A 370-nucleotide genomic window follows, 5' to 3' on the forward strand; every position below is an offset into this window, starting at 1 on the left:
AAATTTCGTTTCGCCTGACCGGGCCTCGCAGCGAGGTCGCCTGTGCGATGACGCGAGAGGCGCTCGACGCGCAATTCTGGTTGCCGCCGGACGCTGACCCGGTCCGGATGCCCAGGGCGTTTGCGGACGGACGGCGCCGCCTCATTGCGGTCGCCGAACGGAAAGTCCGCCTGCGCCCGGGTGAACCCGTCAGGCTCACGGCCGACGATTTCCCGGTCAGGCGCCAGGGCCGGGCTGCCGCCGGTCACCAGTCGGTCACCAGTCAATGCGGTGTTTCCCGTCGGTCTCGCGGTGCCGGCGCTCGTCGTCGACGTGAAGATACTGACTGGTCGTCGTCAGTGACGCATGCCCGAGGTTATCGCGCACGAGT

General features: G+C 67.8%; 1 protein-coding gene. It reads right to left on the reverse strand.

The window, feature by feature from the left end; genetic code table 11:
- Window positions 1-266: hypothetical protein (locus P0D89_RS54255; protein WP_408371583.1), on the reverse strand; the 266-nt coding region annotated here is incomplete at its 3' end.
- Window positions 267-370 lie beyond the last annotated feature (104 nt).

It is taken from the genome of Paraburkholderia sp. RL18-085-BIA-A, from assembly GCF_046027075.1.
GTDB lineage: Bacteria > Pseudomonadota > Gammaproteobacteria > Burkholderiales > Burkholderiaceae > Paraburkholderia.